We start from the raw sequence: 21,964 nt of genomic DNA, 5'->3' as shown, positions 1-21,964 counted from the left end.
CGATGCCGGGGTCAACCGAACGGTCCGGGAGGGGCTCCGCGTGACGGCGAAGCAGGACGCGCCACGGCTGTCCGATCTGATGCCGTGGTCCGTGGCGCCGCTGCGGCTCGGCCGTTCCTGGGTCATGGGGCCGGATCCCGCGGTCCTCACGGCCCGCTGGAAGCGGCTGGTGGCGGCCGAGGACGCGGCGGCCCGTGAGCGGCTGTTCCGGCCGTCCCGGGCCCGGACGCTGCACTCCGCCGTCGGGCAGCTGCCCGGCCAGGCAACCCCCACCGAGCGGCTGCTGCGGGCGGGCGGGCCGTGCCCGGCGCCCCAGCGGGTGCTGCACGGCCCCTTCGATCAGCAGTGGCTGCTGCCCGACCACCGGCTGATCGACACCGCCCGGCCGGAGCTGTGGCGGGTGGCGGACGACCGCCAGCTGTTCGCTGTCGCGTGGGGAGCGGTGCCCCAGGTGCCGGGCCCCGCCGTGGTGTGCTCCGCGACGCTCCCGGACGGGCGGTCACCGGCCGGCCGCCCCGGCCGGATCCACCCGCTCTACCGGCGGCCGGGCGGCATCGAGCCGAACCTCACACCGGGCCTGCTCGACCTGCTCGGCCGCCGCCTTGCGCGCCCCGTGGCACCGGCCGAGCTCCTCGCCTGGATCACCGCGAGCGCCCACCACTCCCCCGACGGCTGCGTGGTGCCGCTCCCCGCCGATCCGGCGGTCTGGGAGGACGGGGTGGCCCTCGGCGGGCGGCTGTTGTGGCTGCAGACCCGCGGCGCCCGTACGGGCGGGGAGCCCGCCGACGGCTCGCGCGCAACGGAGCGGCCCCGGATGCCGGGCGGCCGCCGGCCCTACGTACGCGCGGCCCTTCCCGAACACGGCCTGCCGCAGACTCTCGCCTACGACCGGGACGAGGAGGCGCTGCTGCTGGGCAGCGGCCGGATCGCGCCGGTGCCGCCGGGCGCCTGGGACTACCACGCAGGCGGCGTACGCGTCCTCGACGCCTGGTTCACGCAGCGCACCGGCGCGGGCGCGGAGCCGGCCGAGGCCGGTTCGCTGGCGGCACTGCGCCCCGCGACCTGGCCGCAGGAATGGACGTCGGACCTGCTGGAGCTGATCACCGTCCTGGCCCTGCTGGCCGAACTGAGCGCGCCGGTGGAGGAGTTGCGCCTGCGGGCCGCGGACGCTCCGGGGATCGGGGCGGCCGAGCTGCGGGCGGCCGGCGTCGTCCCCGCGCCGCTCTCCGCGCGTCGTCCGGCATCCGTGCTGGACCACCACGAAGAGGGCCCCGAGGGGCAGTTCGCCCTGCTGTGAGGCGCCGGGGCGCGCGCCCCGGCGCCCGTGCACGCCTTCCACTCACTCCTGGGTCACTCCTGGGTCACTCCTGGGGCGCCAACTCCGGCCCCGGCGAGGAGAACGCCTCACGCCCTTGGTGCGCCGGGCCCCGCGGCCAGGCGCCTGCGGCGGTCACGGGGCAAAGAAAAAACCACCCGTCACGGGGACGGGTGGTTCGTATCCGGGCACCGAACGGCCTCCGGGTGAGGGGAAGGCAGTCGGAGCGCACCGGAGAGAAGAATTCCTGCCTCCGGCGAGCACACCGACGCGCTGCGTGACGCCCTTGGCCTGATGCGCGATCGGATCGCAGCGCTGCGCCGGGACGGTGTGGTCGCCCGAGGTATTCACTTCAGGGGTACTACGGTCAGCCGTGGCCGCCGAACAGCGAACGCCGCAGCCTGCGCAGCGGTGCGAACAGCGAGACCCTGGCGCCGCGGCTCCCTCTGGTGCGCGTGTGATCACGAGCGGTGAGCTCCTGCATCAATGACGTCGCACCCTGTGCCTCACGCTGCGGGACGGCGGGACCGCCCAGCACCGCGAGATGACGGTCGAGGCGCGCACTGGACGCGCCACTCCCGCAGTTGATGGCAGGGACTCGCGCCCTGCTACGCACTGTTATCTGTTCCATGACTCTCCCCACCCGTACGAGGGCACCCGGCCCGGGCAGGGTAACCCTATCTCTCTTGGAGGACACGCGTGCAGACCGCCCAACGGATCCACCTGCCTCGCTTCGACGTTGACGAACACCATACGGAACATCGCGTACAGGGCATCGACCAGGGCAAGTTGATTGCCCGTCGGGCGACGGAAGGCACCTGGCACCACGGGCGACGGGAACACGAGGAGGGCCCGGATTCCGGCCCCTCCTCGGCTTCGGGGATGCGGGAGATCTACGCGGCGCCGCCGAAGACGGGCAGATAGCCGCCGGCCTGTCCGGTGGCGGTGGGGTGGTAGGACTCCAGGACGGGGTAGGTCACGCTGTGCAACCAGGCGGCGCCCGAACAGAGTTCATGGCCGGCGAAGGTGGTGTTGACGTCGGCGAAGGAGAAGCCGTGATCGGCGGCCCGCTTGGCGGTGACGCCGTTGATCTCGTCGGCGGCGCCGTTTATCGCGGTACGGGACTTCTCCGACAGACCGGCGATGCAACTGCCGCCGATCTTGTAGAAGTGCGGGTATCCCAGGACGACGACGCGGGCGGAGGGGGCCTTCTGGGAGATGGCGGTGTACACCCCGTCGAGCTTGGCGGGCAGGGTGTTGCGGACGTAGTCGACGGCCTGGGCGACGCGGGCCAGACATGCGCTCTCGGAGCTGAGCGCACAGGTGGTCATGGTGTCGGCGAAGCCCGCGTCGTTGCCGCCGATGGTGATGCTGACGAGCCCGGTGGAGCTGTCGAGCGAGGAGAGCTGGTTGTTGAGGACATCACCCGTACGAGCACCTGAGCATGCGGCGAACCGGAAGGACGAGGGTGAGTGCGACGCGGCCCAGAGGGCCGGGTATGCCTTGGTGCTGCGCTTGCAGTCACCGCTCGCGCTGTCGTAACTGCCGGCCCCGACTCCCGAGGAATAGGAGTCGCCCAGGGCCGTATAGCCGGTGGCTGCGGCCTGTTGGCCGGATGCGGCGGCGCTCGTGCCGGTGAGCGCGAGCGCCGTGGTGACGAAGAAGGCGGCCGTGGTGGCCGCGAATCGGGACAGTCTCATGGAACCTCCCTCAGCAGGGTCTCTGCCTCATCCGTGGTAGCAGGACTCACCGGTAACCGGAAGTGTCCATGCCAAAGCTGATGCATGCTTCGCGGCAAATCTGACGATCCATGGGGATCTCCACCGCCATGTCGGAGCTGACATTGCTTTGCTATGACGTGCATATGACATCCCGACAGAAGTGTTGATACGGGCGGCCCCCTCGCCGAACCTTTTGACGGGCGGTCAGCGGAACCCTCCGCGGCACCGCCCGGCGCGTACGGCTCCGTACGCCCCATCCCTCGCGCGCGCACCACGGCGCGCCACCGATGAGGAGGACTCCCTCGCGATGGCAGTGACGCGTAACACCACCCCGCGCTCCACCCCGAACCGTTCGGCCCGGCTGCGGATCGCCGCGGCGCTCACCGCGGCCACGGCCGCCGCCACGCTCGGCGCCCTGTCCTTCCCCGCCCACGCGGCGCCCGCGGAAGGCACCGTCGTGGGTGCCGGGGCCGCCGACGCGGTGCGCGGCAGCTACCTCGTCACCCTGAAGCGCGACGCCGGGTTCACGTCCGCCTCGGCGCACGGCAGAGGCGTGATATCCGAGTACGGCGGCACCGTGCGGCGCACCTACACCGCCGCCCTCAACGGATACGCCGTCACGCTCTCGGCCGCGCAGGCGAGACGGCTGGCCGCGGACCCGGCCGTCGACCAGGTCTTCCAGGACCGCACCCTGCACGCCCTGGGCACCCAGACCAACCCGCCGTCCTGGGGGCTGGACCGGATCGACCAGGCGAACCTGCCGCTCGACCAGAAGTACACCTACCCGGACACCGCGGGCTCCGGCGCCACCGTCTACGTCATCGACACCGGCGTCCGCGTCACCCACCAGGACTTCGGCGGGCGGGCGGCGAACGGCTACGACGCCGTCGACAACGACACCACCGCCCAGGACGGCAACGGGCACGGCACCCATGTCGCGGCGACCGCGGCCGGCACCTCCTACGGCGTCGCCAAGAAGGCGAGGATCGTGGCGGTGCGGGTGCTGAACAACGCGGGCTCGGGGACCACCGCCCAGGTCGTCGCGGGCATCGACTGGGTCACCAGGAACCACAGCGGCCCCTCGGTGGCGAACCTGTCGCTGGGCGGCGGCGCCGACGCGGCCCTGGACACCGCGGTGCAGAACTCCATCAAGAGCGGGGTGACCTACGCCGTCGCCGCCGGCAATTCGGGGGCGAACGCGCAGAACTACTCGCCGGCGCGCGTGCCCGAAGCGCTCACCGTCGGCGCGACAACCTCCACCGACGCGCGCGCGAGCTACTCCAACTACGGGTCGCGCGTGGACCTCTTCGCGCCCGGCAGCAGCATCACCAGCGCCTGGAAGACCACCGATACCGCCACCAACACCATCTCCGGCACCTCGATGGCGTCCCCGCACGTGGCGGGCGCCGCCGCGGTCTACCTCGCCGGCCACCCGGCCGCCACCCCCGCGGCGGTCGCCACCGCCCTGACGAACGGCGCCACCGGCGGAGTCGTGACCAGCCCCGGCGCCGGATCGCCGAACAAGCTGCTCAAGATCGTCCCGTAACACGGCCACCACGGCGCCCCGGGCGGCACATCGCCCGGGGCCCTTCCGGGCGTCCCGCGGGCCCGGCGCCCGGTTTCCACGTAACGGTTGTGTTCTGTCCGGGGAAAACACCGGGATAATCCGCGTGCCGGACCGGGTGCCGTGACAGATCATGGCGGCATGTCTGCCGATCACGTCCAGCCGTCCGCCGCCGAGGAGTCCCTTCCGATCCGTCTGAACATGGACGACAGCGATTCCCCTTCCGATGTCATCGACGCGCTCTTTCTGGGGCGGTTCGCCAAGGGAGAGCAGCCGTACGCCCGCAGCCGCTCCGTGGACAGGGTGAAGTCCGGGCTGACCCTGCTGCCGCCCGGCACGCGCATTCTGCGCTCCGCCCGCGACGAGGACCGCAGCGCCACCCTCGCGGAGGGCGACGGGTTCACCCTGCTGGTCTCGCGCTGGAACCGCGGGGCCGATGTGACGGTCACCGCCGTCAGCGACGAGCTGGCCCAGAAGGTGCTGGGGCAGGCGGCGGACGGTGCGGAGGACGAACCGGAGCCGCAGCCGGAGAACGTCGCCATGGGCTTCTGGTACTTCTCACCGCGCCGCGGCCCGCACCGGACGTCCCGGCAGATCTCCGCGGGAACGTGGGACGAGATCCGCCCCAATTACACCGCGCCGGTGGCCGATGCCATGGACCGGCTGATGAAGGTGGCGCCCGAGGAGATCGCCGGCCGGCTGCTGTTGCTGCACGGCCCGCCCGGTACCGGCAAGACCTCCGCGCTGCGCACCCTCGCCCGCTCCTGGCGCGACTGGTGCCAGGTGGACTGCGTGCTCGACCCGGAGCGGCTGTTCAACGACGTCGGCTACCTCATGGACATCGCCATCGGGGAGGAGGACAGCACCGGCAAGGGCCGCTGGCGCCTGCTGCTCCTGGAGGACTGCGACGAACTCATCCGCGGCGAGGCCAAGCACACGGCGGGCCAGGCACTGTCGCGGCTGCTCAACCTGACGGACGGTCTGCTGGGCCAGGGGCGCAACGTCCTGGTCGGCGTCACCACCAACGAGGACCTGGAGCGCATGCATCCCGCGGTGGTCCGCCCCGGCCGCTGCCTGGCCCGTATCGAGGTCGGCCCGCTCACCCGCCCCGAAGCGGTGCACTGGCTGGGCACCGAGGAGGGCATCGGCCGCGAGGGCGCCTCCCTCGCCGAGCTCTTCGCGCTGCGCCGCGGCACCCGGCCCGCCTCGGTCCCGGCCCAGGACGCGGGGGCGGACGCGGGCATGTATCTGTGAGGGCCACGCCGCGGTGCGAATTCCCGGTCGCGGCCCCGCGCTTCCCGCCCACGGGAGGAGCCGCGGCCGCCGGTCCGCTCGACTTGCCCAGGCCGTTGGAGAGCGCAAGCTGAAAGGAGGGGAGAGCTCTCTTCGGAAGGAGCGCGCCATGGCCAAGGCGGTCCGGAAAAGCGAGGGGGAGTCGTACCCTCTCGAAATCTTCGACATCGAACTCGGCGAAGGAGAGTGGGAGACCCTGAGCGCCGACCCGGAGAAGTTCCTCAGGGAACGGCTGGAGCCCGAGTTCACGGTGAACGGCGTCTGTATCGACACCAGAGTGCTCGATCACCTGTCGAACGACGAGGATCAGGTGTCCTTCGTCAGGCTGGTGCACATCGCAGGCGGCCCGCTGGAGTCCTATTACGTCTTCCCGCAGCAGATGTGAGGCGCAGCGGCGGGCATGCCGGGTGGCGGAGCGCGCAAGGTGGCGGGAGGGGCGTGCGCTGCTTACCGTTGAAGTACGGCAGGTGCAGCCGTCCATGCGGTGAACGCGTGCCCCGAGAGACCACGACCCGGGCCGTGCCCGCAGGTCAGCGCGCCCTTCCTCGCGGCTTCAGCGGCACCGGCGGCAGCTCGGGGGCGCGCAGCCGGGCGCCGTCGTAGCCGTGCACCTCGCCGAAGCGGTTGCCGGTCATCCAGTCGGCGCGGGCCTGTGCGATCTCCTCGCCGGTGCGGCCGACGAAGTTCCACCACATCACGATCTCCTCCTCGAACGGCACGCCGCCCAGCAGCATCAGGCTGCCGGCGTCCTCGGACCGCAAGGGGAGTTCGGTGCGTCCGCAGCCGAGGTAGAGCAGGGCGCCGGGCGCCAGACGCACCCCGTCGATCTCGGTCTCCCCGGAGATGGCCAGCGCCGCGTACTCGAAATCCGGGTCGACCGGCAGGCGGGCGTCGGTGCCCGCGGCGAGGGTGAGATCGGCGCCGACGAGCGGGGAGTGGGTGGTGCCGGGTGAGGTGGCGCCGTCCAGCTCACCGAGGATGACGGTGGCCGACAGGCCGCCCCCACCGGTGATGACGGGCAGGTCGGCATGGTGCTCGAAGGCCGGCGCGGTAAGGCGGTGTTCGCCGGGCAGCGCCACCCACAGCTGGGCGCCGTGCAGCAGCGGCGGGTGGCCGTGCGGGGACTCCTCGGAGTGCGAGATGGCCTGTCCCGACGTCATCAGGCCCAGCTCGCGCGGCCGTACGGTCTGCAGGCTGCCCAGGCTGTCGCGGTGCAGCACCTCGCCCTCGTGCAGCCAGCTGACGGTCTGCAGGCCCATGTGCGGATGCGGTGGCACCTGCATCCCGGGCTCGTCGGCGATGTCGTCGGGACCGTAGTGGTCGACGAAGCACCAGGCGCCGACCATCCGCCGCCCGAGGTTGGGCAGCAGCCGGCGGACGACGGTGCTCTCGCCGAGGGCCACCTGCTTGCCGGGCTGGACGTCGCGGACCGGCCCCGTACGGCCGTTCCCCCCGCACAGGTTGGGTGCCGGCCGGAGATCGAGGTTGCTCATACCGCCACGATATGCGCGCTCAGGCATACAGCTCGCGCAGGCGTACGGACAGGCATGTCACGCAGCCCTCCATCTTCTCGAACTCCCCGATGTCCACAGGGACGGGGCGGTAGCCCAGGTCGGCGAAGAGCTCGGCGCTCTTGGGCGCGCTGGCGGCCATCAGCAGCCTGCCGCCGCCGAGCAGCACCACATGCGCACCGGGCTCCTCGGGGACCGGCAGGAAGCGCGGGAACGCGGCCGGGTCGTCGACGAGCGGCGGGTAGCCGATGACGGTGCCGTCCGGCAGGGCGGTGACCGCGGACTTCAGGTGCAGCACCTTGCTCATCGGTACGGCGACGACTCGGGCGCCCAACGGCTCGAAGGCGGCGCGCAGTTGCCGTACACCGTCGGCGTTCGTGCGCCCGCCGCGGCCGACGTAGACCGTGTCGCCGATCTTCAGGACGTCGCCGCCGTCGAGTGTGCCGGGCGCCCGGACCTCGTTGACCGAGCAGCCGAGTGCCTCGGCCGCGGCCCGCGCCGCGCGCGTCTCGGGCTTGCGGGAATCCGCGCCGGGGCGGGCGATCAGCGCCACGTTGCGGAAGACGACCATGGTGTCCTCGACGAAGACGGCGTCCGGGCAGTCATCGGCCGCGTCCACCTCGGTGGTGTGCCAGCCGTGCTCGCGGAGCGCCTGGACGTAGCCCTCCCACTGGCGCATGGCGAGGGCGGCGTCGACCGGCTGCCGGTCGATGTGGGTGACCAGGCCGTCGGCGAGGCGCGGGGAGGGGCGGCGGACGAGTGCCTGCTGACTGGGCATGCGATTCCTTCGGGGTGGCGGGGCGCCGTGCCGGGGCCGGCGGCGGGGTCGTCTCGGGTGGCTCGGGGCGTGGTCAGGTGCCGGATCCGTAGGCCGCGCGCAGGGCGTCCTCGACGACGGCGAGGGCGGCGCGCCGGTCCAGGCCCAGCCGGTGGGCACGCCGGGCGTAGCTTTCCGCGGCCGCGGCGGCTTCCTTGTCCGCGGCCTCGCCCGCGGCCGCGATGAAGCTGCCGTTGCGGCCCCTGGTCTCGATCACACCGTCGGATTCCAGGGCGCGGTATGCCTTGGCGACGGTGTTGGCCGCCAGCCCCAGGTCTTCGGCCAGCCCGCGGACGGTCGGCAGCTTGTAGCCGACCGGCAGGCCACCGTCCCTGGCCCGGTCGGCGATCTGGGTGCGTACCTGTTCGTACGGCGCTTCGGCCGCGTCCGGGTCGATGATGATCGTGAGGGTCTGGGGTGACACGGTGGCGCTCCTGGTGCTGGTGGGGCCGGGCGGTTGCGTCGGGTGCGGGCTTCCGCCGGTGCGCGGTTTTGTCGCACCCATTGTGCGTCAGGAGCGCCGCCCGCGCGGGGATACGGGGCGCTTTCGCGCCGTGGCCGGCACCACTGCGGGCAGTTGCGGGTGCGGGTCCGGTCGCCTCTGGGCAACCGGGCATCTTCCGGTCGAAATAGGGAGGCGCGGAGGGAGCGGGCGGCGTACCGTCCGCAGCCATGACGCCCACCGTGCGCGAATTCCGGCCGGCCGACGCCAAGGCCGTGGCAGACCTGCGGCGTGCCGCGCTGCCGTACCTCCTCTCCACCCCGCAAGGCATCGCCTGGGATGTCGCCCATGCGCCGGCGGCCCAGTGTCTGCGGCTGTTCGTCGCCGAGTTGGACGGCCGGATCGTCGGCGCCGTCCGCAGCGCACTGCTGTACGACAGCAGCCTGCCGGGGCAGAGCGCCGCGACCCCGCAGGTCCACCCGGAGCACCGGGGCCGGGGCGTCGGATCGGCGCTGCTGGCCGCGGCCGAGGCGCATCTGTCCGAGGCCGGCGCCACCCATCTGTACGCCTGGGCCGTCGACGAGCCCGGTTCTCTCGCCTTCGCGGAGCGCCGCGGCTACCGCCGGGCCCGCCCGGCCCGCTTCCTCCGTCTCGATCTGCGGTCCGCCGGCCTGCCGCCCCTCCCCTCCCCGCTGCCGCCCGGCGTCCGCCTGTGCACCGGCGCGGACTTCGGGGCCGACCCCCGCCCGCTGTTCGAGGCGGACGCCGAGGCGACCGCGGACGAGCCGGGCGAGGTCGCCTGCGACGCCATGGCCTACGAGGACTGGCTGCTGCACACGTGGGAGCACCCGGACATCGACTGGAACCTCAGCTCGGTGGTGACCGTGAACGGGGACATCGCGTCCTACACCCTGGCCGAGGTCGACGGTCTCGGCCGCTATTCGACGGGTATGACCGGCACCCGACGCGCCTTCCGGGGCAGGGGCCTGGCCCGGCTCGCGAAGACCGATTCGCTGCGCCGCGCCCGGGACGCCGACTGCACCGCCGCCTTCACCGGCAACGACGCCACCAACGCCCCGATGCTCGCCATCAACCGGGCCTTCGGCTACCGCCCGTTCGGCGCCGAGTGGCGGTGTGTGCGCGAACTCTCGCGGGACCGGGACCGGGACCGGAGGTGAGGGCACCCCTGCCCGCTACGGCCCGTCCAGAGCGACCGCGCGGCTGGGGGCGGAGGGGTCGTAGGCGATACTGTCGCCTGCCCGGTGCCAGTGGAGCAGGAATCGGTGACCTGCGCGCAGACCGTCCAGCCCCGCCCGGCAGTACGCGACCATGTCGTCCGGCAACGCGTCCAGCGAATACCACGCCAGCTGCGAGCACTTGTCCGGCTCGCGGTTCTCCGGCTCTCCGCCCGCGCCGTGGACCGCTTCGAAGAACCAGCCGATGCGGGGCCGCGCCGGGCCAGGGGCGCGGTGCTGCATGACCAGGCCGACGCGCAGATCGGCGGGCGTCAGCCGCAGCCCCAACTCCTCGTGGGCCTCGCGAATCATGGCCTCCCGCACGTCCTCGCCGTCCTCGGCGTGTCCCGACGGGGCGTGCAGCAGGCCGTCCGCGTAGCCGGTGCCGGAGCGGCGGGCGAGCAGCACCTCGTCGCCCCGGCGCAACACCAGGTGGACGTCGACGACTTCGGTGTGCCGGACGGGCCGGGCGGCACCGGGCGCCGGGCCGGCCTCGGGTGTGCGGTCCGGCCAGGCGATCAGGGCATAGCGCTCGTCATGCACCTCCTTGCCCCAGAGAGCGGGTTCGCCGGAGAGGTCCTCCACGCGGGTGGATTCCGCCAACGGGGCGGCGAGCGAGACGAGTTCCGCTGCCGTGAGGCCGACCGGGTCGGCCTCGCCCCAGCGCCCCTCGATCAGCAGCAGCCGGCCGCCGGGAGCCAGCAGTCCGGCCCAGTGCCGCAGGGCGGCCGACGGGTCCGGGAGCGCCCACAGGACATGACGCACCAGGACGACGGCGAACCGCCGCTCCCCCACGGGCGGAGCGGCGGCGTCACCGACGAGGAAGTCCGCCTCCCGCCCGGCGAGCTTGGCGCGTGCCCGCGCGACCATCGCGGCCGAGCGGTCGACGCCCGTCACGCGGTGGCCCTGCTCGGTGGCGAGCAGGGCCAGACTCCCCGTGCCGCAGCCGAGATCGAGGATGTCGGACGGCCCGGACGGCAGCCAGGAACGCAGCCGCTCGTCCCAGGCGGCACGGACGGCGGGATCGCGCAGGCCGTGGTCGGGTTCGTCGTCGAAGGTCTCGGCGGCGGAATCCCAGTAGGCGGCGTCGGTACCGGGCAGCGGCGCTTCCCGCCGGCGGGCGGGCTGGTCGGTGGTCATGTGCCGATGGTGCCAGCGGCCACTGACAATGGGCCGGGAGCAGCTGAGCACTCCCCGCCCGCCGTGAAGGCGCGGGGGGATCGGGCGCCCGACAGCCCGCGCGGGCCGTCGAGTTGTACGGGGCGGCCGGCGGATCTCACCCCGCCGGCCACCATGTTTCACCCGCCGCCGCTGCCGGCCGTCTCATCCCCGGATCCGGCCCCGGACCCGGCTCCCGTACCCGATCGCGGCCCGCTCCGCCCACGCGGCACCAGCCGCTTGATCCAGGGCCAGGCCAGCAGGATGACGATCACGGTGTAGACGGTCGCCGCGAACGGCGTGTTGACCAGGCCGACGGCACTGCCGTCGCTGATCTGCAGCGCCCGGCGCAGCTGCTGCTCCGCGGCCGGGCCGAGGATGACCCCGATGACCGCGGGCAGCACCGGCAGTCCGTAGCGCCGCATCCCGAGCCCGATCAGGCCGATGACCAGCAGGATCACCAGGTCCAGGGCCTCGCCGCCGACGGCGTACGCGCCGACCGCCGCGAAGAAGAGGATGCCCGCGTAGAGGTAGGGCCGCGGGATCCGCAGCAGCTTCGCCCAGACCGGTGCCAGCGGCAGGTTGAGGACGAGCAGCAGCACCATGCCGACGAACAGGGAGGCGATCAGGCCCCACACCAGGTCGGGTTCCCGCTCGAAGAGCAGCGGTCCCGGCTGGATGCCGTACTGCTGGAAGGCCGCCAGCATGACGGCGGCGACCGCCGTGGTGGGCAGGCCCAGCGTCAGCATGGACACCAGCGTGCCCGCCGCGGACGCGGAGGACGCCGACTCGGGACCGGCCACGCCCTCGATGGCGCCCCGGCCGAACTCGTCGCGGTGCCTGCTGAGCTTCTTCTCGGTGACGTACGACAGGAAGGTGGGGATCTCCGCGCCGCCCGCCGGGATGGCGCCGAACGGAAAGCCGATCAGCGGTCCGCGCAGCCACGGCTTCCAGGTGCGGCGCAGCTCCGCGCGCCCCAGCCAGGGGCGGCCGACGGGGATCGACTCTCCGGAGGAGCGCCGCAGATGGGCGGCGACCCACAGGGCCTCGCCGATGGCGAACAGCCCGACCGCGACGATCACCACGTCGATGCCGTCCGCCAGTTGCAGGGAGCCGAAGGTCAGCCGCTGCTGGCCGGTCATCTGGTCCAGGCCGACCAGGCCGAGGGTGAGGCCGATCAGCAGGGAGGCGAAGCCGCGGATGCGGGAGCTGCCGAGGACGGACGTCACCGCGATGAACGCCAGGACCATGATGGCGAAGTAGTCGGGGGCGCCGATGTCGACGGCGAGCGCGGCCACCGTGGGGGCGAGGACGACGAGCAGGATCGTGCCGATCATGCCGCCGGCGAAGTGGCCGATGGCGGCCGCCGCGAGCGCTTGGGCGCCCCGGCCGGCCCTGGCCATCGGGTTGCCCTCGATGGCGGCGACGACGGCGGCGCTCTCGCCCGGTGTGTTGAGCAGGATCGAGGTGGTGGAGCCGCCGAACATGCCGCCGTAGTAGATGCCGGCGAACATGATGAACGCGCCGGTGGGATCGAGTCCGTAGGTGACGGGCAGCAGCAGCGCGACGGCCATGGCGGGGCCGATGCCGGGCAGCACGCCGATGGCGGTGCCGAGCAGGACGCCGATGGCGGCCCACAGCAGGTTCAGCGGGGTGAGCGCCGTACCGAAGCCGTCGAGGAGGGAGTTCAGGGAGTCCATCGGTTACAGCACCCCCATCAGCGGGCCGCCGGGCAGCGGGACGCCCAGCAGGTTGTTGAAGACCAGGAAGGTGGCCAGGGCGAGCCCGGCCGCGATCAGCGGGTCGCGGGTGAGGTTGCGGCTGCCCAGCGCGTACGCGGAGCCCCAGAAGAGGAGGGCGCCGGAGATCGGGAAGCCGAGCGGGCCGATGAGGACGGCGTTGGCGAGGAAGACGCCGACGAGCAGCGCGACGGTGCGCCAGTCGCCGGGCTCGGTCAGGTCGACGTCCTCGCCGCCCTCGGCCTCGCCCCGGCCGCCGCGCAGCACGTCCACCGCGAGCAGGACGGCGACGAGCAGCAGCAGGGCGCCCACGACGAACGGGACGGTGGTCGGGCCCACCGGGCCGCGCTGGGCGAAGTCGGTGTCCATGGTGACGGCGTCGGTCAGTACCAGGACGCCGAGGACGAGGAGCAGGGCGCACACGCCGAGTTCGGAGCGGCCGCGCAGCCGCTCGCGCAGGGTCCGGTGGGCGGTCTCGGAGGTACTCACAGCCCCAGCTCCTTCAGTACCTTGTCGACCCGCCGGTCCTGGGCGTCCAGGAAGCGGCCGAAGGTCTCGCCGGTCGCGAAGGCATCGATCCAGCCGTTGCGCTTGGCGGCGTCCTTCCACTGCGGGGAGTCGTGCAGCTTCGTGAACAGGTGGATCAGCTTGTCCCGTTCGGCGGTGGACAGGCCGGGCGGGGCGACGATGCCGCGCCAGTTGGTGAACTCCACGTCCACGCCCGACTCCTTGAGGGTCGGCGCGTCGAATCCGGGGACGCGCTTCGGGCCGGTGACGGCGAGCAGCCGCAGTTCGCCCGACTTGATCTGGTCGAGGTACTCGCCGAGGCCGGAGACGCCGAAGGCGACCTTGCCGCCGAGGACGGAGGCGAGCAGTTCACCGCCGCCGTCGAACGGTACGTAGTTGACGGTCTTCGGGGTGATGCCGGCGGCCTTGGCCATCAGCATGGGTGCCAGGTGGTCGGGGCCGCCCGGCGAGGATCCGCCGCCCACCGGCATCTTGCCCGGCCGCTTCTTCCAGTCGGCGAGCAGCTGGCCGAACGTCCGGTACTTCGACTCCTTGGCGACGACCACGATGTCCGGTTCCTCGGTCAGCCGGGCGATGGGAGTGGTGTCGCCCAGGGTGGAGGGCGCGTGGTTGGTGTGCACCGCGCCGACCACCCCGAGCCCCATGGACATCGCGAGCTTGCCGTTGCCGCGCTCGTTGACCAGCCGGCTCAGTCCGACCGTGCCCCCGGCGCCGGGCAGGTTGTACACCTCGACGTTGTGGTTGAGCTCGGCGTCCTCGATGCTCTTGGCGGCCGTGCGGGCGGTGATGTCGTAACCGCCGCCCGGGGTGTTGGGGACCATGATCTTCAGGCCGGGGATCTGCGTGCCGGTCTCGGCGCCGCTGCCGGAGGTGAGCAGCGGGGGCCCGAGGAGGACCAGGAGCGCTGCCGCGAGCAGAGCGAGGGGTGTGCGCGGACGCACAGGTGACACCACCCTTCTGTGGTTGGCCGGCGGGGGGGTGGACGGTGTGATGCGGGCCACATGTTGCCCGGGGGTTAACCTCGCGTCTCGCTTCCGGTATTAAGGGTCCTTATGAAACTTCTGGTCATGGAGAGGCGCGTGTGATGACCGAGGTCCTGGTCGTCGACGACGACTTCATGGTCGCCAAGCTGCACAGCCACTACGTGGCCGCCACGGAGGGCTTCTCCGTCGCGGGCGTGGCGCACAGCGGCGCCGAGGCGCTGCGCGCGGCCGACCGGCTGCGGCCCGATCTCGTACTGCTGGACGTGTATTTGCCGGACATGGACGGGGTGAGCGTGCTGCGCGAGCTGCGTGCCCGGGAGGAGGAGGCCCGCGGGGAGCCCGGCCGCGAGCCCCGGCAGCCCGTCGACGCGCTCTTCATCACCGCCGCCCGCGATGCGCACATCATCCGTGACGCCCTGCGGGCCGGAGCCCTGCACTATCTGATCAAGCCGTTCCACCGCACTTCTCTTCAGGAGCAGTTGCGTCATGTGGCGGCGGTCCGCTCGCGGCTGGACCGGCTGGGCGAAGCCAGCCAGGAGGACGTCGATCAGATCTTCGGCACCCGCCCGCCCGGTTCCCGGGGTCTGCCCAAGGGCCTTGCGGCACACACCGCGGAACTGGTCGAGCGCACCCTGCGGGGCCACACCGAGGGACTGTCCGCGTCCGAGTGCGCGGCGGCCGGTGAGCTGTCCCGGGTGAGCGCGCGGCGCTACCTGGAGTACTTCACCGAAACGGGCCGCGCGGAGGTCTCGCTCCGTTACGGCGGTACGGGCCGGCCGGAGCGGCGCTACCGCTGGATCGCCTGAGCGGCCACCAGGCTCCGCAGTGACGGCGGCGTCATGCGACATCCGGCCGTCCGGGAGCGGGCATCGGCAGCGGCTCGTGGTGGTGCCGGAGGAGATGACGGTCGGCCGTCCTCAGCTCCGCGGAACCCCACTCCAGACGCATCACACCGCGGTCCATGGAACACGCGTAAGCGACGAGCACCAGGCCGACGCCCGGCGGCAGTTGCCCTAGGTCGGGGTGCACCTCCTGCTCCTCGACCTCGTCGAGTCCCAGGTCCAGCTCCATCTGCAGGGGTTCGGGCCCGTGCCGGCGTATGAGGTCCGCACGCAGCCCGGTGACACTCCGGAGCCGGGCTCCGGTCACCGGCACATCGGTCTTCGCGTAGCGGATCGGATGGACGACGTGGTCGGCGACGATCATCACCGTCCGGGCCTGGAGCCGGACCGCCGTCGCGCCCGGGAGGTGTTCCAACCCGGCTGCCAGTTCCTCGTACTGCACCGCGTGCAAGCCGTGCCCGTACGCCTCCAGCGTCTGGGTGTGCACGCCCTGATGGCCGCCCCTGGCACGTTCGTGGGCGCGTGTGAGGCAGGCCGGCACGGCTTCCGCGAGCGGTCCGGCCAGGACGCCGAACGTCTCGCGAGCCCATCGTGATGACAAGGTCACAGCGCCCTCCCGCCTTCCCCGCCCGGGCAACGCCTCCGGGAACAGCCCTCCTCGACCGTGCAGCCCGGGAGGCCGTCCCGCAAGAGCGCACAGGGGGGAGCAAGGGAAGCGCCGGGTGAGCACGGTGCGTCGGCGGCCCCGCACAACTCCCGCCCCGGATGACCCTCTTCACCTCACCTGCGCTTGACCGATGACCCGCAGAGCCGTTTTCGGACAAAGAGTGGGGAATATGCCACACGGCGAACACGGTGCGTAGTCATGCGTGTACTTTGAGTGCTTGTCCCGCCGAAGGGTGCGGGACGCCGACGAGGGGGCCGGCGCTCTCGCGGGTGCACATGTCGCCGGCCTTGAGGAGTCACATGTCCGAGCTGACGACGATCGACGCGCAAACCGCCTACGGCCCGGTTTCCGGGATCGTGGAGAACGGCATCACCCGCTTCCTCGGTATCCCGTACGCCGCGGAGATGACCGCGGAGCGGCGGTTCGCCGCGCCCGTTCGGCCCGAGCCGTGGGAAGAGGTACTCCCGGCGCACACGCACGGCTCCACCGCCCCCAAGCCCGAGTTGGCCGGACGGCTGGGGGAGCTGATGTCGGACCCGGACGTCGTCGGCGACCGGCCCGACGAGTGGCTCAACCTCAACGTGTGGACCCCGAGCCCCGGCACGCAGACCCAGCTGCCGGTAATGGTGTGGATCCACGGCGGCGGCTTCACCACCGGCTCCAGCGCGGTGCCCGTCTACGACGGTACGACCTTCGCCCGTGACGGCGTGGTGTGTGTGAGCATCAACTACCGTCTGGGCGTCTACGGCTTCGGCCGCCTGGAGGGCGCACCGGACAACCGCGGCCTGCTCGACCAGCTCTTCGCCCTGGAGTGGGTGCGCGACAACATCCAGCAGTTCGGCGGCGACCCGGACAACGTGACGGTGTGCGGCGAGTCCGCCGGAGCGATGAGCGTGCTGGCCCTGCTGTCGACCGGCACCAGCCTGTTCCACAAGGCGATCGTGCAGAGCGGGACCGCCCACCTCGGACAGAGCCCCGGGGACGCGGCGCTGGTGATGAACGACGTCGCCAAGCGGCTGAACGTGCCCGCCACGGTGGAGTCCCTGGCCGGGGTCGAGGTCGCCGCACTGATCGATGCGCAGAACCTGACCAGCGCCGACATCACCAAGACCGCGAGCGTCGCCAAGTACGGGGCGAGCACCATCGCCTCCTGCGGTATGTCGTTCATGCCGGTCATCGACGGAGACCTGCTGCGGGAGCAGCCGATCAAGGCGATCAGCTCCGGGCAGGGCAGCCACGTCCCGCTGCTGATGGGCACGACCACGGAGGAGTTCCGCCTGTTCGTGACCACCAGCTTCCTGGCCGGCTGGGACACACCGATCCTGTTCAAGCCCCGCATCAAGGCCTACGGCGCCCCCGACGGCTCCTACGACACCTACGACGTCGACGGCCCGGTCTACCCACGCAAGGCCGCCCCCGGCGTCGCCTCCGCCGTCCTGACCGACCGCATGTTCCGCATCCCCACCTACCGCGTCGCCGAAGCCCGCACGGATGACGAGAACACGTTCGTCTACGAGTTCGGCTGGCGCTCCGGGGTCACCCCCAACAACGTCGGCGTCGAACTGGGCGCGTGCCACAGCCTCGACCTGCCCTTCGCCTGGGACACCCTCCACCTGCCCGAGTCCAAGGCCTTCACCGGCCCCGACGCCCCCCAGGCACTCGCCGACGCCCTGCACGGCACCTGGGTGGAGTTCGCCACCACCGGTGGGGTCAACTGGCAGCCCTACGACGAGGCACGACGCACCGTCATGTGCTTCGCCCACGACAACACCACCGCCGACACGGCCGTCGAGGACCCGCGCAGCGGCGAGCGCCTGTGGTGGAAGGACGCCCTCCCCCGCACCTGATCCCCGCAACCCGCCGCCGGGCCACCACGGGCCCGGCGGCCCCGATACACGCAGCAGCGCACTCAGCCGGCTGCTACTCCGGTACGGGACGTGCCCGCCCCAGTTGTGGCTGCCGCACTGGCCAGAGGCCCGCTCCCCCTTCTCTGCGCCGGAGTGAACTCCCTTGCGCGGGAGGCCGTTCCGCCGCACATCCGCCTTGTATCGAGCATTTGACACAAGATCTCGCCCGGGGCATCTTGTACCCATCACTTAATACAAGATGATCCGGGGGGATCTCCATATGCTCGACACCGCCCCGCTCCGATCCCGGTTCCTCGACCACGCCGACTACTACGCGCGCTGGTCGGGCCTGGCCATCGGCATCGTGGCCGCACAGCAGTTGGTCACCATGAAGAGCGGCGACATCACGATGCCCGTCGTGTTCGCCATCACGGCTTTCGGCCTGTGCGCGGTGGGCGGCGTCCTGCTCGGCGACACCCTGACCCTGCGCCCCCAGGAAGCGGTACGCACCGCGAGCGTCGCCCCGCGCCTGGTCAGAGACCAGGTGCCGCCCCGCATGGCGCCCCTGCTCCTTCTGCAGGCGGCGTCCCTTGTCACCCTGCTGGTGATCGGTGCGGGCACGGCCTCCTCCGACCCCGACCGGATCGGCAGAACGGGGCATGTCATCACCGTCGCCTGCGAAGGGATGAACACCTCCCTCGGCCCCTGGCCCGGCCTGTACTACAGCGGCCCGATGTTCGCCGCCCTCGCGATCGGCACTCCCGTCTGCGTCTGGGCCCTGCGCCGCATCGCCCACGGCCCGGGCGGCGACCAGCAGCGCCGCGACCGCGCGTGGGCGATCACCGGGGCCTGGGGGCTGCTGGTGTCGAGCCAGGTGCTGCTGGTGGCGCTGATGATCTTCGTCGCACTCACGGAGAAGGAGACCTGCGCCGGCCCGTTGGGCGCCGCCACCATCGTGGTGATCTGCCCCCTGGGCCTGCTGAGCCTGTTCACCTTCGGATGGTCCCTGGTCACCGTGGTGGCCCCCCGGGCGGTCGACGACGAGGCAGCCGACGATGGCCCTCGACGATGAGTGACCCCGCCGTCCGCGTCGACACCACCAGCCAGGTACCGCCGTACGAGCAGATCCGCGCCCAGCTGGCCGCGCTGATCCGCACCGGCCGACTGGCCGAGGGCGAGCGCCTGCCGACCGTGCGCCAGCTCGCCGTCGACCTCGGCCTGGCGCCGGGCACCGTGGCTCGCGCCTACCGCGAACTGGAGGCCGCCGAGCTGATCCGCACCCGCCGTGGCGCGGGCACCCGGGTCGCGAGACTCCCCTCCGAGCCGCGCGCACACGATGCCGACCAACTCACGACCCTCGCACGGGACTTCACCTCCGCGGCCCGTGCGCTCGGGGCCGACACCGAGGACATCCTGACCGCCGTCCGCGACGCCATGGACCCGGGCCCCACCTCCTCCTCGACCACCGCCGACAGCTGAGCGCATGCCCCCGAGACGGCCGAGCACCGGCTCAAGTCACCGACGGGAGAACAGACTTGAGCGGCAGGCGTAAGCAAGAGAGGTGACAGGCGCAGCCGACAGTGGGTGGTGAGCCACTGTCAGCCCACGGCACGGGCCCCGGAAATGTCCCGTTCCCGCGGCCCTGGTTGATCCGGAGATCTCCGCTCCGGATCGACCGGAGGACCAGGAGCAACGCCTCAACGGAACCGGTCACCACAGGCCAGGCATCCACTCGTCACCAGGTCGTTTGGGCCTCTGTGGCAGATCATCGCGTCGATCAAGAGACCTTCAAGGGCCGGCTCGACCTCGAACGCCACCGCGGACGCACACCCGACGCCGTCATCGCTCGCGTCGGCTTGCTTGTCAGCGAACCCGGTCGCTCTTCGGCCCGATGCCGTTGATCCTGGTCGGAGTTCCCTCCGGGGCGAACGGGTGGTGGAAGGTGAAGGCGTGCGGCGCGGGGGCTTGGTCGTGGAGGTGTTCCAGTCTGGACACCCCGTCCTGCCAGGTGGGTATCACGCCGTCGGAGACCCACCAGCACACGTAATTCGGGTGTCCTGTCCTCTCGAACCAGTCGTAACGCCGGTTCAGCGCCGCGCGGTGCAGACCGGTGTAGATGGCGTCGAAGGCGGGGCCCAGGTCGGTCCAGAGCGAGAGGGTCGCGGCCAGGGCGGTGGTATCCACCGTACGGCCCTTGCCGTACCAGGTCGGTACGGCGAACTCCCCCCATGCACCCCAGTCCGCCCCGAAGATCATGCCCCGGTCACCTTCTGCCGCTTCAGCATGAGCGATGTACCCGGGGTGCTGACCGATCTTCCGGTAGACGGCCTCACCGATGTCGTAGAACTCGCGCGTGAGAGGTGCGGGGTCGGCCAGAGGTGACTTCAGGACGCCGAATGTGTACAGAGCAAGATGGGGCATGCGTCTCTCCCTGGTTGGGGGTGCCTGGTGTGGACCCGGTTCGGTGGCTCACGCATGGGGCGAAGGGTTCGTGGGGCGTGACCAACTCATCCCGTGAGGGGTGGCTCAGCCCGAAGGAACCCCTGCGCGACCGTGGGCGACCGCCGAAGACCAGGTGAAGGTAGCTGCCTCCGCGGGCCATGTCGAAGTTGCGTTTTCGATGTCCAAGTGGCCTCTTGCACAGGCCATTGCGGGAGCTGGGGCGGTGGCGCGCCTGCCGTCGTGGGAGCCCGCATCGGCCCGGCAACCGCGGAGGAGCAGCATCGACAGCTCCGCTCGAGCTGGTGTGCCGGGGCAACGCCAGCGGCATCGACCGGGTTGGACGGCGCAGAGACCGGGTTCGCTGTCAAAGGACAACTGGCCCCTTGGAATAGATCGTCCAGGGGCGAGCGCCCCACGTATTCGGTTCATGCGGGGCCCGAGGAGAGCCACCGGGGAGCCGCGCGGAGAGCCGGAGGGAGAGCCACACGAGGCGCATCCCGGTGGACTGGCATGGACGGTGACGGGCGAACCCGCCGAGAACACCGCAGGCCCCGATGCCCGTTTTCGGCAGCCCTGTATGAGCCCCCGCTTAGCCCTTCCTTAAACGCACCATAAGGATCCCCGGGATCGGCCTTCGGGCCTCAAATCGGCTGTTCAGCGGGGCTAGCGTGCTGCTCGCAAGGCGGAGTTGCGTGCCGTCGGCGCCGTTCACCGGGGGGCGGCACCGGCCGTGCCTTCCGACCCCCCACCGCCGCTTTTTCGTCCTCACCCCGCTCGACGTACCTGATGAAGGAGACCCCCACGATGACCGCTCGTCGCAAGGCCACCGGGATCGCACTGGTGGGCATCGCCCCGCTCGCCCTCACCGCTCTCGCCGCGGGGCCGGCCGCCGCGCACGGCTCGATGACGGACCCGGTCAGCCGGGTGTCGGCCTGTTACGCGGAGGGCCCCGAGAGCCCGCGGTCCGCGGCGTGCAAGGCCGCGGTGGCGGCGAGCGGTGTGCAGGCCTTCTACGACTGGAACGCGGTCAACATCGCCAACGCCGCGGGCAAGTCGAAGGAGATCATCCCCGACGGGAAGCTGTGCAGCGCGGGGAACGACAAGTACAAGGGCCTGGACCTGCCGCGCGCCGACTGGCCGTCGACCGCGATGAAGGCCGGCGGTCACACCTTCCGCTACAAGGGCACGGCCCCCCACAAGGGCTCCTTCGAGCTGTACATCACGAAGGACGGCTACGACCCGACGAAGCCGCTGAAGTGGTCGGACCTGGAGGCGAAGCCGTTCGTGAACGTGACGGACCCGAAGATGGAGAACGGCGACTACGTCTTCGACGGCAAGGTGCCGGCGAGGACCGGACGCCACCTCATCTACAGCATCTGGCAGCGCTCGGACAGCCCCGAGGCGTTCTACACCTGCTCCGACGTGGTGTTCGGCAAGGGCGGCGGCAGCGCCGCGGGCGGCTCCGCGCAGACCGCGGACCCGGCGCCGTCGGCGTCCGCGCCGACCGACACCCAGATCGCCGCGGGCGCGGGCAAGTCCTCCGTCGAGCACCACGGGCACGGCGACGCCGACTCCCACACCCAGGCCGGGGCGGCCGCGCCGTCGGCCGGGGCGGACGACCCGGCCCTGGCGGCCCCCGGGGACGCCAACGCGCCGCAGCCCAACGGCGGCGGCAGCAAGCCGGTCGACGGCACGCGGCTGGCCGAGACCGGTGGCGACAGCTCCACCGCTCCGCTCGCGGTCGGCGGCGCCGCCGTACTGGCCGTCGGCGCCGCGTTCCTGTTCGCCACCAGCCGCCGCAAGGCCGCCCGGCACCGCGGCTGAGACATGGCGGCCGGCCGCGGTGCGATGGCCGGCCGC

The 21,964-nt window shown here is 71.9% G+C and carries 21 protein-coding genes; 10 read left to right on the top strand and 11 right to left on the bottom strand.

Translation table 11 applies throughout. The features are described from left to right. Positions 1–40: 40 nt before the first annotated feature. Entirely contained in the window at positions 41–1,297 is a 1,257-nt protein-coding gene (locus QOM21_RS28815; protein ID WP_407553899.1) for a type ISP restriction/modification enzyme, read from the top strand. 385 nt (positions 1,298–1,682) lie between these two features. Here QOM21_RS28815 and QOM21_RS28810 read toward each other — a convergent pair whose 3' ends face one another. Both QOM21_RS28810 and QOM21_RS28805 read right to left on the bottom strand, forming a co-directional pair. Next, positions 1,683–1,946 carry a hypothetical protein gene (locus QOM21_RS28810; protein ID WP_407553898.1) on the bottom strand — a complete coding sequence of 88 codons (264 nt, stop codon included), beginning with the start codon at positions 1,944–1,946 and terminating at the stop codon, positions 1,683–1,685. A 262-nt stretch (positions 1,947–2,208) separates the two neighbouring features. Continuing rightward, positions 2,209–3,015: an SGNH/GDSL hydrolase family protein gene (locus QOM21_RS28805; RefSeq protein WP_407553897.1), complete on the bottom strand. Its 807-nt coding sequence runs from the start codon at positions 3,013–3,015 to the stop codon at positions 2,209–2,211. Between the two features lie 328 nt (positions 3,016–3,343). Here QOM21_RS28805 and QOM21_RS28800 point away from each other — a divergent pair, with 328 nt between their 5' ends. The 3 genes from QOM21_RS28800 to QOM21_RS28790 all read left to right on the top strand — a co-directional run bounded on the left by QOM21_RS28800 (position 3,344) and on the right by QOM21_RS28790 (position 6,278). After that, on the top strand, positions 3,344–4,582 hold the full coding sequence (locus tag QOM21_RS28800) for a S8 family peptidase (protein ID WP_407553896.1): 1,239 nt from the start codon (positions 3,344–3,346) through the stop codon (positions 4,580–4,582). A gap of 159 nt (positions 4,583–4,741) precedes the next feature. Continuing rightward, a complete protein-coding gene (locus tag QOM21_RS28795) occupies positions 4,742–5,854 on the top strand; it encodes a DUF5925 domain-containing protein (RefSeq protein WP_407553895.1) in 1,113 nt (370 codons plus the stop codon). Between the two features lie 148 nt (positions 5,855–6,002). Beyond that, entirely contained in the window at positions 6,003–6,278 is a 276-nt protein-coding gene (locus tag QOM21_RS28790; protein WP_407553894.1) for a hypothetical protein, read from the top strand. A 145-nt stretch (positions 6,279–6,423) separates the two neighbouring features. On the opposite strand, the gene QOM21_RS28785 is transcribed toward QOM21_RS28790, so the two are convergent. The 3 genes from QOM21_RS28785 to QOM21_RS28775 all read right to left on the bottom strand — a co-directional run bounded on the left by QOM21_RS28785 (position 6,424) and on the right by QOM21_RS28775 (position 8,645). Next, positions 6,424–7,386 (bottom strand): pirin family protein, encoded by a 963-nt coding sequence (locus QOM21_RS28785; RefSeq protein ID WP_407553893.1) that lies wholly within the window; start codon positions 7,384–7,386, stop codon positions 6,424–6,426. 19 nt (positions 7,387–7,405) lie between these two features. After that, positions 7,406–8,182 (bottom strand): dimethylargininase, encoded by a 777-nt coding sequence (ddaH, locus tag QOM21_RS28780; protein ID WP_407553892.1) that lies wholly within the window; start codon positions 8,180–8,182, stop codon positions 7,406–7,408. A gap of 73 nt (positions 8,183–8,255) precedes the next feature. Further along, a complete protein-coding gene (locus tag QOM21_RS28775) occupies positions 8,256–8,645 on the bottom strand; it encodes a GntR family transcriptional regulator (RefSeq protein WP_407553891.1) in 390 nt (129 codons plus the stop codon). Positions 8,646–8,893: 248 nt separating this feature from the next. On the opposite strand from QOM21_RS28775, the gene QOM21_RS28770 reads away from it, so the two are divergent. Next, the gene (locus QOM21_RS28770; protein WP_407553890.1) at positions 8,894–9,841 is read left to right on the top strand and encodes a GNAT family N-acetyltransferase; all 948 of its coding nucleotides are present in this window, start codon (positions 8,894–8,896) and stop codon (positions 9,839–9,841) included. A gap of 15 nt (positions 9,842–9,856) precedes the next feature. On the opposite strand, the gene QOM21_RS28765 is transcribed toward QOM21_RS28770, so the two are convergent. The 4 genes from QOM21_RS28765 to QOM21_RS28750 all read right to left on the bottom strand — a co-directional run bounded on the left by QOM21_RS28765 (position 9,857) and on the right by QOM21_RS28750 (position 14,264). Continuing rightward, the gene (locus tag QOM21_RS28765) at positions 9,857–11,038 is read right to left on the bottom strand and encodes a methyltransferase domain-containing protein (RefSeq protein ID WP_407553889.1); all 1,182 of its coding nucleotides are present in this window, start codon (positions 11,036–11,038) and stop codon (positions 9,857–9,859) included. A gap of 158 nt (positions 11,039–11,196) precedes the next feature. Then, on the bottom strand, positions 11,197–12,756 hold the full coding sequence (locus QOM21_RS28760; protein WP_407553888.1) for a tripartite tricarboxylate transporter permease: 1,560 nt from the start codon (positions 12,754–12,756) through the stop codon (positions 11,197–11,199). Positions 12,757–12,759: 3 nt separating this feature from the next. Continuing rightward, positions 12,760–13,284 carry a tripartite tricarboxylate transporter TctB family protein gene (locus tag QOM21_RS28755; RefSeq protein ID WP_407553887.1) on the bottom strand — a complete coding sequence of 175 codons (525 nt, stop codon included), beginning with the start codon at positions 13,282–13,284 and terminating at the stop codon, positions 12,760–12,762. Next, positions 13,281–14,264, bottom strand: coding sequence for a Bug family tripartite tricarboxylate transporter substrate binding protein (locus QOM21_RS28750; protein ID WP_407555891.1), 984 nt, complete (start codon positions 14,262–14,264; stop codon positions 13,281–13,283). The genes QOM21_RS28755 and QOM21_RS28750 overlap by 4 nt, the downstream gene beginning before the upstream one ends. Before the next feature lie 143 nt (positions 14,265–14,407). Between QOM21_RS28750 and QOM21_RS28745 the strand changes: the two genes are divergently transcribed. Continuing rightward, entirely contained in the window at positions 14,408–15,112 is a 705-nt protein-coding gene (locus QOM21_RS28745) for a response regulator (RefSeq protein ID WP_407553886.1), read from the top strand. A 31-nt stretch (positions 15,113–15,143) separates the two neighbouring features. On the opposite strand, the gene QOM21_RS28740 is transcribed toward QOM21_RS28745, so the two are convergent. Beyond that, positions 15,144–15,749, bottom strand: coding sequence for a hypothetical protein (locus QOM21_RS28740; protein ID WP_407555890.1), 606 nt, complete (start codon positions 15,747–15,749; stop codon positions 15,144–15,146). A 365-nt stretch (positions 15,750–16,114) separates the two neighbouring features. Between QOM21_RS28740 and QOM21_RS28735 the strand changes: the two genes are divergently transcribed. The 3 genes from QOM21_RS28735 to QOM21_RS28725 all read left to right on the top strand — a co-directional run bounded on the left by QOM21_RS28735 (position 16,115) and on the right by QOM21_RS28725 (position 19,141). Continuing rightward, entirely contained in the window at positions 16,115–17,662 is a 1,548-nt protein-coding gene (locus QOM21_RS28735; protein WP_407553885.1) for a carboxylesterase/lipase family protein, read from the top strand. Positions 17,663–17,942: 280 nt separating this feature from the next. Further along, positions 17,943–18,734 (top strand): hypothetical protein, encoded by a 792-nt coding sequence (locus QOM21_RS28730; protein WP_407553884.1) that lies wholly within the window; start codon positions 17,943–17,945, stop codon positions 18,732–18,734. Continuing rightward, positions 18,731–19,141 carry a GntR family transcriptional regulator gene (locus QOM21_RS28725; RefSeq protein WP_407553883.1) on the top strand — a complete coding sequence of 137 codons (411 nt, stop codon included), beginning with the start codon at positions 18,731–18,733 and terminating at the stop codon, positions 19,139–19,141. Before QOM21_RS28730 ends, QOM21_RS28725 begins: the two co-directional genes overlap by 4 nt. 384 nt (positions 19,142–19,525) lie before the next feature. On the opposite strand, the gene QOM21_RS28720 is transcribed toward QOM21_RS28725, so the two are convergent. Then, the gene (locus tag QOM21_RS28720) at positions 19,526–20,083 is read right to left on the bottom strand and encodes a DUF3291 domain-containing protein (RefSeq protein ID WP_407553882.1); all 558 of its coding nucleotides are present in this window, start codon (positions 20,081–20,083) and stop codon (positions 19,526–19,528) included. Positions 20,084–20,908: 825 nt separating this feature from the next. Between QOM21_RS28720 and QOM21_RS28715 the strand changes: the two genes are divergently transcribed. Beyond that, positions 20,909–21,928: a lytic polysaccharide monooxygenase gene (locus tag QOM21_RS28715; RefSeq protein WP_407553881.1), complete on the top strand. Its 1,020-nt coding sequence runs from the start codon at positions 20,909–20,911 to the stop codon at positions 21,926–21,928. The last annotated feature ends 36 nt before the right edge of the window (positions 21,929–21,964 follow it).

The organism is Streptomyces sp. Pv4-95 (assembly GCF_045782725.1).
Lineage (GTDB): Bacteria > Actinomycetota > Actinomycetes > Streptomycetales > Streptomycetaceae > Streptomyces.
Note: the sequence above shows the minus strand (reverse complement) of the source record. Positions and strands in the feature narration are given on the sequence as shown.

Excerpts from the sequence above, each read along its gene's own strand:
- QOM21_RS28810 (WP_407553898.1), bottom strand. The coding sequence starts at position 1,946 with ATGGAACAGATAACAGTGCGTAGCAGGGCGCGAGTCCCTGCCATCAAC.
- QOM21_RS28805 (WP_407553897.1), bottom strand. The coding sequence starts at position 3,015 with ATGAGACTGTCCCGATTCGCGGCCACCACGGCCGCCTTCTTCGTCACC.
- QOM21_RS28800 (WP_407553896.1), top strand. The coding sequence starts at position 3,344 with ATGGCAGTGACGCGTAACACCACCCCGCGCTCCACCCCGAACCGTTCG.
- QOM21_RS28795 (WP_407553895.1), top strand. The coding sequence starts at position 4,742 with ATGTCTGCCGATCACGTCCAGCCGTCCGCCGCCGAGGAGTCCCTTCCG.
- QOM21_RS28790 (WP_407553894.1), top strand. The coding sequence starts at position 6,003 with ATGGCCAAGGCGGTCCGGAAAAGCGAGGGGGAGTCGTACCCTCTCGAA.
- QOM21_RS28785 (WP_407553893.1), bottom strand. The coding sequence starts at position 7,386 with ATGAGCAACCTCGATCTCCGGCCGGCACCCAACCTGTGCGGGGGGAAC.
- ddaH (WP_407553892.1), bottom strand. The coding sequence starts at position 8,182 with ATGCCCAGTCAGCAGGCACTCGTCCGCCGCCCCTCCCCGCGCCTCGCC.
- QOM21_RS28770 (WP_407553890.1), top strand. The coding sequence starts at position 8,894 with ATGACGCCCACCGTGCGCGAATTCCGGCCGGCCGACGCCAAGGCCGTG.
- QOM21_RS28765 (WP_407553889.1), bottom strand. The coding sequence starts at position 11,038 with ATGACCACCGACCAGCCCGCCCGCCGGCGGGAAGCGCCGCTGCCCGGT.
- QOM21_RS28760 (WP_407553888.1), bottom strand. The coding sequence starts at position 12,756 with ATGGACTCCCTGAACTCCCTCCTCGACGGCTTCGGTACGGCGCTCACC.
- QOM21_RS28745 (WP_407553886.1), top strand. The coding sequence starts at position 14,408 with ATGACCGAGGTCCTGGTCGTCGACGACGACTTCATGGTCGCCAAGCTG.
- QOM21_RS28735 (WP_407553885.1), top strand. The coding sequence starts at position 16,115 with ATGTCCGAGCTGACGACGATCGACGCGCAAACCGCCTACGGCCCGGTT.
- QOM21_RS28730 (WP_407553884.1), top strand. The coding sequence starts at position 17,943 with ATGCTCGACACCGCCCCGCTCCGATCCCGGTTCCTCGACCACGCCGAC.
- QOM21_RS28725 (WP_407553883.1), top strand. The coding sequence starts at position 18,731 with ATGAGTGACCCCGCCGTCCGCGTCGACACCACCAGCCAGGTACCGCCG.
- QOM21_RS28720 (WP_407553882.1), bottom strand. The coding sequence starts at position 20,083 with ATGCCCCATCTTGCTCTGTACACATTCGGCGTCCTGAAGTCACCTCTG.
- QOM21_RS28715 (WP_407553881.1), top strand. The coding sequence starts at position 20,909 with ATGACCGCTCGTCGCAAGGCCACCGGGATCGCACTGGTGGGCATCGCC.